The 9,869-nt window shown below is 34.0% G+C and carries 13 protein-coding genes; 10 read left to right on the top strand and 3 right to left on the bottom strand.

The features are described 5' to 3' along the window. From RYK20_RS07670 to RYK20_RS07650, 5 genes are all read left to right on the top strand, one after another. Positions 1-334: hypothetical protein (locus RYK20_RS07670; RefSeq protein WP_314894984.1), on the top strand; the 334-nt coding region annotated here is incomplete at its 5' end. A gap of 323 nt (positions 335-657) precedes the next feature. After that, positions 658-1,098: a DUF805 domain-containing protein gene (locus RYK20_RS07665; RefSeq protein WP_314894983.1), complete on the top strand. Its 441-nt coding sequence runs from the start codon at positions 658-660 to the stop codon at positions 1,096-1,098. Between the two features lie 173 nt (positions 1,099-1,271). Next, complete coding sequence (locus tag RYK20_RS07660; RefSeq protein ID WP_311455596.1) at positions 1,272-2,225, top strand: transketolase family protein; 954 nt, start codon at positions 1,272-1,274, stop codon at positions 2,223-2,225. 13 nt (positions 2,226-2,238) lie between these two features. Continuing rightward, positions 2,239-2,559, top strand: coding sequence for a translation initiation factor (locus tag RYK20_RS07655; RefSeq protein WP_314894981.1), 321 nt, complete (start codon positions 2,239-2,241; stop codon positions 2,557-2,559). 44 nt (positions 2,560-2,603) lie between these two features. Then, on the top strand, positions 2,604-2,966 hold the full coding sequence (locus RYK20_RS07650; RefSeq protein WP_297978458.1) for a diacylglycerol kinase: 363 nt from the start codon (positions 2,604-2,606) through the stop codon (positions 2,964-2,966). 12 nt (positions 2,967-2,978) lie between these two features. Here RYK20_RS07650 and purE read toward each other — a convergent pair whose 3' ends face one another. Continuing rightward, positions 2,979-3,464: a 5-(carboxyamino)imidazole ribonucleotide mutase gene (gene purE / locus RYK20_RS07645; RefSeq protein WP_297978459.1), complete on the bottom strand. Its 486-nt coding sequence runs from the start codon at positions 3,462-3,464 to the stop codon at positions 2,979-2,981. A 379-nt stretch (positions 3,465-3,843) separates the two neighbouring features. Between purE and RYK20_RS07640 the strand changes: the two genes are divergently transcribed. From RYK20_RS07640 to RYK20_RS07620, 5 genes are all read left to right on the top strand, one after another. Continuing rightward, positions 3,844-4,143, top strand: coding sequence for a hypothetical protein (locus tag RYK20_RS07640; protein ID WP_314894980.1), 300 nt, complete (start codon positions 3,844-3,846; stop codon positions 4,141-4,143). A 12-nt stretch (positions 4,144-4,155) separates the two neighbouring features. Continuing rightward, positions 4,156-5,163 (top strand): GTPase ObgE, encoded by a 1,008-nt coding sequence (obgE, locus tag RYK20_RS07635; RefSeq protein ID WP_314894979.1) that lies wholly within the window; start codon positions 4,156-4,158, stop codon positions 5,161-5,163. A 152-nt stretch (positions 5,164-5,315) separates the two neighbouring features. After that, a complete protein-coding gene (locus tag RYK20_RS07630) occupies positions 5,316-5,786 on the top strand; it encodes a DNA primase (RefSeq protein ID WP_314894978.1) in 471 nt (156 codons plus the stop codon). A 121-nt stretch (positions 5,787-5,907) separates the two neighbouring features. Then, positions 5,908-6,177: a 30S ribosomal protein S15 gene (gene rpsO, locus RYK20_RS07625; protein WP_297979078.1), complete on the top strand. Its 270-nt coding sequence runs from the start codon at positions 5,908-5,910 to the stop codon at positions 6,175-6,177. 133 nt (positions 6,178-6,310) lie between these two features. Then, complete coding sequence (locus tag RYK20_RS07620) at positions 6,311-8,497, top strand: polyribonucleotide nucleotidyltransferase (RefSeq protein WP_297979074.1); 2,187 nt, start codon at positions 6,311-6,313, stop codon at positions 8,495-8,497. A 57-nt stretch (positions 8,498-8,554) separates the two neighbouring features. On the opposite strand, the gene RYK20_RS07615 is transcribed toward RYK20_RS07620, so the two are convergent. Both RYK20_RS07615 and RYK20_RS07610 read right to left on the bottom strand, forming a co-directional pair. Next, positions 8,555-8,878 carry a hypothetical protein gene (locus tag RYK20_RS07615; protein WP_314894977.1) on the bottom strand — a complete coding sequence of 108 codons (324 nt, stop codon included), beginning with the start codon at positions 8,876-8,878 and terminating at the stop codon, positions 8,555-8,557. A 31-nt stretch (positions 8,879-8,909) separates the two neighbouring features. After that, positions 8,910-9,392, bottom strand: a complete 483-nt coding sequence (locus tag RYK20_RS07610) for a hypothetical protein (protein WP_314894976.1) — start codon at positions 9,390-9,392, stop codon at positions 8,910-8,912. Positions 9,393-9,869 lie beyond the last annotated feature (477 nt).

Raw genomic sequence — 9,869 nt, 5'->3', positions numbered from 1 at the left:
GAAGAAAGGGATTATTGATTTAAAAACAGGGGCTGGCTGGTATGATAGTGAGTTTCATTTAAATTATAGCTTAAAATATGAAAAAGTGAAAGGTAAGAAATATTGGATTGTTGTCAAGAAAAAAGGAGAACGTTTTGATCCAGAAAAGCACACACTTCCTAAGGTGCCTGAAGATGTTATAATTACTCCTGCAGAATATATCCCTTATGTGTGGTACATAGATGCAAAAACGGGACAGGTCTATGTGGGAGAAGAACTGTATAAAAATCGAAAGAACCCAGAAAACTACTTAAGCCCAGACCTACTTCCAAGAAAGGAGGATAAAGATCTTTGAAGGAAAACCATAGGACAATATCCAATTAAGCAGAAATTGTATAAACATATAAAAGCAAAGAAAAAGCCTTTAAAGGTAAAAATTACAAAAATAAGAACGCTTAAGATACTCCAGCATATCTGCGAAGTAGTCTAGAGAACCTCAGAGGTATTCCAGACCACCTCGAACAACTTAAATATGACCAACAAGGTCATCCGAAGGACGTTAGAGGTCATAATTATGACCTCCTGAGGTGTTCCAGACCACCTCCTTAGGTCATCCGATTAAAAAGGCGAAAACCGAAAAGCCTGTAAGAGAGTAGGGAAAAATTAAATTTTTAGATTATGTTTAAAGCACCCTTTTCATTTAAAGGACGTATAGGTAGATTAGAATACCTTATTAGTATTTTGATTTGTAATGCCTATATTTTATTAGTAAATAAATTATTTTTCCAAATTTTGGAAGATAAAGGAATTGATTTTCCAATATCTTTATTGTTCTTATTGCCTGCTATATATTTTATTCTCACACAGGGAGTGAAAAGGAATCACGATATAGGAAATACAGGATGGTTTATATTAATTCCTTGGAATAGTTCAATTATTCTTTTTATCCCAGGAGAAAAAGAAGATAACAAATATGGGAAAAACAGGATTCATAAGTTTAAATTGAAAATTAGACACTTTGATAATAAAGTATTATTTAACTTTGCAGAAAAATATTTAGAGAATAAAGCTATCCCAATTAGGATGGCTTTATTTTATTTTCAGATACTCTTATCATAAACTTGAGATGTTTTCTCCTTTTGAAGAAAATATTATTTATTGGAGTTGATTTTCAAACAATTGAAGCAAGGTTAAGTAAGAACATTTAAATATCAGGTTCTATGAACAAATTTTTGTTTATATTCTCAAGATATTGTACCTTTGCCTCCTGAATAGCATTAATATATAGCAGAATGAAAAAATATACAGATACAGGGAAAAAAGACACCCGAAGTGGTTTTGGAGCAGGGCTTGCCGAACTAGGACGTACCAATCCTAATGTAGTGGCTCTTTGTGCAGACTTGATAGGCTCTCTGAAAATGGAAAAATTCATAGAGGAAAACCCAACTCGTTTTTTCCAGATAGGAATTGCTGAAGCTAATATGATGGGAATAGCAGCGGGACTTACCATTGGAGGCAAGATACCTTTTACGGGGACATTTGCAGCATTCTCTACAGGGCGTGTTTATGACCAAATTCGTCAGTCGATTGCTTATTCTAATAAAAATGTGAAAATATGTGCCTCTCACGCAGGACTTACTCTAGGAGAAGATGGGGCTACACATCAAATCTTGGAAGATATAGGACTGATGAAAATGCTTCCTAATATGGTGGTGATTAATCCTTGTGATTATAACCAAACAAAAGCAGCAACTATCGCAATTGCTGATTATGTAGGTCCTGTATATCTGCGTTTTGGGCGTCCTTCAGTGCCTAATTTTACACCAGAAGACCAAAAGTTTGAGATTGGAAAAGGAATATTGCTCAATGAAGGGACAGATGTTACCATTGTGGCTACAGGACACTTGGTATGGGAGGCTCTTTTGGCTTGTGAGGTATTGGAACAAAGAGGTATTTCAGCTGAAGTGATTGATATTCACACTATCAAGCCTTTAGATGAGGAGCTTATACTTGAATCTGTTAAGAAGACTAAGGCTATAGTAACTTGTGAAGAGCATAATTACTATGGTGGATTAGGGGAGAGTATAGCTCGTGTACTTACTCAGAAATATCCTATTCCTCAAGAATTGGTAGCTGTTAATGATACTTTTGGAGAGAGTGGTACTCCAAGCCAGCTAATGAAGAAGTATGGACTAGATAAGGATGGAATTCTTCTTGCGGTAGAAAAAGTACTTAAGCGTAAATAAAGGAAGTTCCTATATGTTAAGAGAACAATTACAAAAACTTTTTCCTGATCATAAAGAGGAAGAGCTTCCTAAAGAGGAAATTTCAAATATCTGGTTACAGGATGAGCCCTTACTCTGTAAATATGAAAAACGAAATGGTAAGTCTATAACTCTTATTGAGGGATATACAGGAGCAGATAATGACTTTAAGATTCTGGCAAAGGAACTAAAAACATTCCTTGGTGTAGGCGGGACTGTAAAGGAAGAAAAGATAATGATTCAAGGAGATTATCGAGATAAAGTAATGGACTTCTTGAAGAAAAAAGGGTTTAAGGTAAAGAGAGTAGGAGGGTAGAGAGTAAAATGCTAGAAAATAATATAATAATATAATCCATAGAGATGAATAGATTTATCATAGGTAGAATAAAAAGTATACGTTATGCTTTGCAAGGTTTTTGGTTATTAATCCGTAGAGAAGATGCTATTATTACCCATACTATAGGATTATCATTATTTATAGGATTAGGATATTTTCTTGGTATTACTTCCACAGAATGGATGATCCAGATATTAGCTTTTGGTCTTCTCCTCGCTATTGAAGGGCTTAATACAGGTCTGGAGAAGCTCTGTGACTTCGTTCATCCTGATTTTCATAAGCAAATAGGAGAAATAAAGGATATAGCTGCAGGAGCAGTTACTATGGCTTTTATAGCTGTAGTAACTGTCCTAGCTTTTATCTATATACCTTATTTATTAGGATAAGTATCAATTTTATTATAATTGTTTTAATTGTTGAGCAGATTGTTCTACGGCTTCTTCTAATGATTTTTTATAGGACGAAATGCGCTCTTGTATATCTTTATTGAAGGCTCCTAATATTTCAGTAGCAAGGATTCCAGCGTTTTTAGCTCCATTAAGAGCTACTGTAGCCACAGGAATACCTGCGGGCATTTGCAGAATGGAGAGTATAGAATCCCATCCATCTATGGAGTTTCTGCTCTTAATAGGAACACCAATAATAGGAAGAGGGGACACTGCTGCTAGCATACCAGGAAGATGAGCGGCTCCTCCTGCTCCTGCTATGATAACATTTATACCTTCTTTGTGAGCATTTTTTCCAAAAGAAATAAGTTTTTCAGGAGTTCGGTGAGCAGATACAATATCTACAAGAACAGGTATTTGCATTTCTTTTAAGAAGTCTATGGCTTCTTGCATTATAGGAAGATCGCTTTGACTTCCCATTACTACGGCTACTTTCATTACTATAATTAATTAAAATAGAAAGCAAAGATACAATAAAATTCTTATATTTGCCAAAAATAGTTCCAAATGTTTATACATATTCTTCTAAGAATTCTTCTTTTCTTTCCTATTACTTTTCTAGGAATGATAATAGGATTGGTTATATTTTATTCATCTGAAACCAATTATTTTTGTGCAACGGGAGAAATTTATAAGTTTGTACTCTCTTGGTTATTAGGATATGTGATATGGTTATTATATCTACTAATAGAGGGTTTTTATTACCATAGAAAAAGGAAATTTCAGCACAGAAATAGTAATTTATGGATTATTTTTGTGTTTTCTATACTATTTTTAGTGCTTTTTATATTGTTTTTGTTAGATTAATATATATATTATGATAGTTGCAATGCATATTTTTTATCGTATATTGGCTTTTATAGGGCTTCTTATAGTAGCAGTAATCACAGCAATGTCTCTTTTGAATCCACATCGTACTTGTGGAACCGGGGATTCTCTTCCATTGCTTTTTTTCTCCTTAATAGCCTATGTTATTTGGACTATGTACCTTATTATAGAGGCTTTCTTATTACATAAAAAGAAAGCTTATGGGAAAAGGAATGCCAACTCAATTCTCTCATTGGTAACACCTTTTATAGCGATTTTAATAATAAAAATTTTATACGAACTATATTAAATATCAGAATTTATGACAGAAGGAAATTTTACAGATTACGTAAAAGTATATGTCCGTTCAGGTAATGGAGGTAAAGGCTCTACACACTTACACAGAGAAAAATTTGTAGAAAAAGGAGGTCCTGATGGAGGCGATGGAGGTAGAGGAGGAAATATAATTATTAGAGGAAATAAAAATCTCTGGACACTGATTCACTTTAAATTTCAGCAACATTTTAAGGCTGAGCACGGGACAGATGGAGGAGCGAATCGGAGTACAGGAGCCGATGGAGCCGATGTATATCTGGAAGTTCCCTTAGGCACAATGGTAAAAGACGCTCTTACAGGAGAGGTTCTCTTTGAAATCACGACAGATAAAGAAGAAAAAATAGCTCTTAAAGGAGGAAAAGGAGGTTTGGGAAATTGGCATTTTCGTACCTCTACAAATCAGACTCCACGCTATGCCCAACCAGGGATACAGGGTGAAGAACGCGAGTTGCTCTTGGAACTCAAAGTCCTAGCCGATGTTGGCTTAGTAGGCTTTCCTAATGCAGGAAAATCTACTCTTTTATCGGTAATGACTTCTGCTAAGCCTAAGATAGCCGATTATCCTTTTACAACCTTGAAACCAAATTTAGGAATCGTTCAATATCGTGATTTTCAGTCTTTTGTGATAGCTGATATACCAGGGATTATAGAAGGAGCTTCAGAAGGGAAGGGGCTAGGACATTATTTTTTAAGACATATAGAACGCAATTCTGTTTTGCTTTTCCTTATTCCTGCAGATAGCCCTAATATTGTAGAGGAGTATCATATTTTGCTTAATGAACTTAAGAAATATAACGTAGAATTGCTTGACAAACAGCGTATTGTTGCTATCTCAAAAGCTGATTTGTTGGATGGAGAACTTAAAGAATTAATAGAAAAAGAAATTTATTCAGCTTCTTTGGGAGTTTCTTTTTGCTTTATTTCATCTGTTACAGAGCAAGGAATTCTACAGTTGAAAGATGATCTATGGAGGTTGTTAAATCAATTAACTTAATTTATATTTGCAAACCTTGTTTTATTGGTAAAAACAGTTATTTTGTAAAATAAAAATAACTTTTATTTAACTTTTAATTTATTTAAATAATTTGGGGTTTCATTTTTTTTTCCTAATTTTGCCCCCACTTAAATCTAAATTTTTTAGGCTAAATGAAAAGAGCCATAGTTGACTACAAAAAACTTACTAAAGAGATCTTGTCGCTACTTGTAGAAAAATATCCTGAAGGGTATCAAGATAGTGATGTTATTCGATTCAAGAATGCTAAAGGAGAAACAGTTGAGGCACTTGAAGTTCGTACTGATGACACTACTTACTTAGTAAAAGTAAGCACCCGCCTAGCTAATACGATGGAACGTTATGATGAAGATGATGAAGATGATTATTATGGAGAGGGAACTCTAGAAATGTCCAGAGAGGACGAAATCGCTCTAAGGCATAAAAAAGACGCTACTAAAGGAAGTTCTCCTCTTCAAATGGATTTGGAGGACGATGAGGACGATGAGGATGAACGTGATGAATATGGTGATGAAAGTTCAGAAGATGATTACGATGATGAGGAGGAAGATGAGGAGGAAGATGATGAAGACGAGGAGAATGTAGCAATAGCTAATGAAAGGTAATAGGAGAGCTAGAATAAAAAACAAGAAAAAATTAACTATAATTTATTTTTTATAATTATTCTTTTTTTGTATCTTTGCCCCCGATTTTAAAATACATAATAATCATTTAAATAATATTGGAATGTATCTAACAAAAGAAGTAAAAGCTGAAATTTTCAAAAAACACGGTGGTAGTGAGACCAATACAGGGTCAGCAGAAGGTCAGATAGCCTTATTTACACATCGTATTAATCACCTAACAGAGCACTTACGTGCAAATCGTAAAGATTATAATACACAGCGTGCTTTAGTAAGGCTTGTTGGTAAAAGAAGAAGTCTTCTAGATTATCTGAAGAACAAGGATATCGAGAGATATCGTGCTATTATTAAGGAATTGGGTATCCGAAAATAATTTTACTAATGTGAAAAGAGGGGCTTTTTTGCCCCTTTTTTTCTATAGAAAAAGTTCAAGAAGTAGTTTTTCATTGGAAATAAACAGAGTACAACACAACACTAATTGTTTCATTTTTAATAAAAAAACTTTTATGATTCCAGAAGTAAAAAAAGAAATTATTGCTCTTGGGGATGGGCGTACTATCTCCATTGAAACGGGCAAATTAGCCAAGCAGGCAGATGGTTCAGTAGTTGTACGAATGGGTAATGCGATGCTTCTTGCTACAGTAGTTGCAAATAAGGAAGCTGGTGAAGGAGTAGATTTTCTTCCTCTTACGGTAGATTATCGAGAAAAATTCGCTGCAGCGGGTCGTTTTCCTGGTGGATTTTTCAAACGTGAGGCACGTCCCAGTGATCAGGAAATATTGACAATGCGCTTGGTAGATAGGGTATTGAGACCTTTGTTCCCTAAAGAATATTATTGTGAGGTTCAAGTAATGATTCAGTTGATGTCTCACGATGAGAATGTAATGCCAGATGCTTTAGCAGGCTTAGCAGCTTCTGCTTGCTTGGCTGTTTCTGATATTCCTTTTGATGGTCCTATATCTGAAGTACGAGTAGGGCGTATTAATGGACAGTTCATAATCAATCCAAGTGCTCAGGAACTCACTCAGTCTGATATGGATATAATGGTGGGAGCTTCCAAGGAATTTGTAGCTATGGTAGAAGGAGAAATGGATGAAGTTTCAGAAAAAGATATGGCTGAAGCTATCCATTTTGCACACGAAGCAATTAAGATTCAGATAGAAGCTCAGGAACGCTTGAAAGCAAAAGTGGGAAAAACAATTCGTTCTTATGAAGTGCCTCAAGAGAATCAAGAAATTGCTCAAAAAATATACAATTTCTGTTATGATAAATGCTATGCTATTGCTAAGGAGAACACTACTAAGCACGAGCGAGGAGACAAATTTGATTTGGTAAGAGAAGAATGCAAAGCTTTATTTACAGAAGAAGAATTAGTAGAATATGCACCTCTGGTAAGTAAATATTTCTCAAAAGCTCAAAAAGAAGCGGTTCGTAACTTAATTCTTAATGAAGATATTCGCTTAGATGGTAGAAATACAAAACAGATTCGCCCTATATGGTGTGAAGTAGATTATTTGCCTTCTCCTCACGGTTCTTCTATATTTACTCGTGGAGAGACTCAAGCTCTTGCCACAGTTACTCTGGGTACTTCTCGAGAAGCAAATGTGATAGATATTCCTTCAGAACAGGGAGAAGAACGTTTCTATCTACATTATAATTTTCCTCCTTTCTCTACTGGAGAAGCTCGTCCTCTTAGAGGAACGTCTCGTCGTGAAGTAGGTCACGGAAATTTAGCTCAGCGTGCCTTGAAAAAAATGATTCCAGAGGATTGTCCGTACACTGTGCGAGTAGTTTCTGAGATATTAGAATCCAATGGTTCTTCATCAATGGCTACTGTATGTGCTGGTACTTTGGCTTTGATGGATGCTGGGATTCAGATGAAGAAACCTGTTTCAGGAATTGCGATGGGGCTTATTACTGATGGAGATAAATATGCTGTTCTTTCGGATATACTTGGTGATGAAGATCATCTAGGTGATATGGACTTTAAAGTAACAGGAACAGCAGATGGAATAACTGCCTGCCAGATGGATATCAAGATTAAAGGACTTACTTATGAAATTCTTGAGAAAGCTCTAGAACAAGCTCGTGAAGGACGTATGCATATTTTAGGTAAAATCACAGAAACTATCGCTACACCTAACCCAACAGTGAAGCCTCACGCTCCTAAGATTGTTCGTCTTGAGATGCCTAAAGAGTATATTGGAGCATTTATTGGAACTGGTGGTAAGAATATTCAAGAACTACAAGAACGTACTAAAACAACTATTGTTGTGGAAGAAGTAGGAGAGCTTGGTATAGTAGAAATATTGGGTACAGATGCTGATGGTATCCAAGAAGCTGTTGATGCGGTATATCACGTTTCTTTTGAGCCTGTAGAAGGAGAAATTTACAAAGTGAGAGTAGCTCGCTTGGTAGATTTTGGAGCTTTTGTAGAGTTTGTTCCAGGTAAGGATTCTCTTTTACACGTTTCAGAAATGGCTTGGGAACGAGTAGAAAAACCTTCAGATGTTCTTAAAGAAGGAGATGTTATAGAAGTAAAATATCTAGGAATAGATCCTAAAACTAAGAAAACTCGCGTTTCTAGAAAGGCTCTTCTCCCCAAACCTGAAAACTATACAGAAAAAAGAGAAAGACCTCACACAGAGAAAAAAGATAAGCCTCATTTTAAGAAAGATAAGGAAAAAAAATAAGTCTTATCTAAAAATAAACATAGAAAATGAAAAGCAGTTCTATAAAGGGCTGCTTTTTTATTTTTTCTTTTTGATAAATATTTTTCTAATAAGCAGAAATACAGCTATTAGGAATAATAAGTGATGTAAAGGATCCAACATTATTAAAGGAAATCCTTCTGAGATGTTGAACATACGATCGCTATAATCAGAAGGAGACATACGAATATCCTCGAACATTTCTCCGAAAAAGAAAATGTAGCTTATCGTACAAAGTAACCAATTGATAATACAAAAGTATAAAAATCTATTCTTTTTGACAAATATAAAAGTAATCAATAGGCTTACTAAGTAAAGCAATATAGTAGGAAATAATAAGTAAAAATATTCACGTATTGTCATAGTTTGTAGGTTTTTAAAATTAATAATTCTCTTATGGTTTCTGTTTTTTCTCCAATATTATCTTTCTATATACATAGAGTAGGGGAAGAGCACATATTATCCCAATCCCAATATTAGTAAGGTTAAGAATTTCCACAAAGATAAGTTGAAAAGTTTCTTTCACATATTTTACAACCTGTGAATAATTATAAAATGAATGAGAGTAATTTATCAATATGAAAAATAATTTTAACACGAAAAGGATAATAAAGCTTGAAGCAAACCAGTTTACAAAAAATTTGAGATAGAATCTTATTTCTTTTTCGATATATTTCTCTGCAGGAAGAAGCGTTAGGAAAAAAGTAAAACTCAATAAAAAGGGAATAACAAGATCAAGAATAAATCCCATCTTATAAGAGTCCGTCACCTCTTCTTTGTTAGCAAGAGCAAAGGGTATCATTGAAATAATAAAGAAAAGAGTACTTAAAGCAAGGGCAAGCTTTAATTTTTTGAGGAAAGAAATTTCTTTTTTCATATCCATTATTTTTACTTATCGTTTATATATTTTTTTAGTACTATATAGGAAGAGACAATAATAATACAAAAATAACTAGTGGTAGAAAATCTAAAATAAAGCAATTCCATAATAAATGTTATTTTTGAAACCTCTTCATTTGAGTAAATAGATATAGTTTCATCATTGAGAATTTGTTTTCCAAAATGATAAATAATATCAACGATGGTCGCTATAAAAATAAAACAACTGTAAAAAAGAATAAAAAATGAATAAGTATCCTTCTTTATTTTCCTGAAAAGTATGAGTAATATGAAAAATATGAATACTAAAGAAAGATAATTGAATTGATAAATTAAGAATAGTATGAGTACCTCTTGTTTGTTTTGATATCCTAAACAAGGAAGAAACATCATACATTCAAAAAACAGCAAAAATAATAAGCTGTAGATTGCGTATTTTTTTAGATATAATACGGTTGATTCCATAATGATATTT

The sequence above is a fragment of the uncultured Capnocytophaga sp. genome, from assembly GCF_963525585.1.
Classification (GTDB): domain Bacteria; phylum Bacteroidota; class Bacteroidia; order Flavobacteriales; family Flavobacteriaceae; genus Capnocytophaga.
This window is presented reverse-complemented; position numbering and strand designations above follow the sequence as displayed.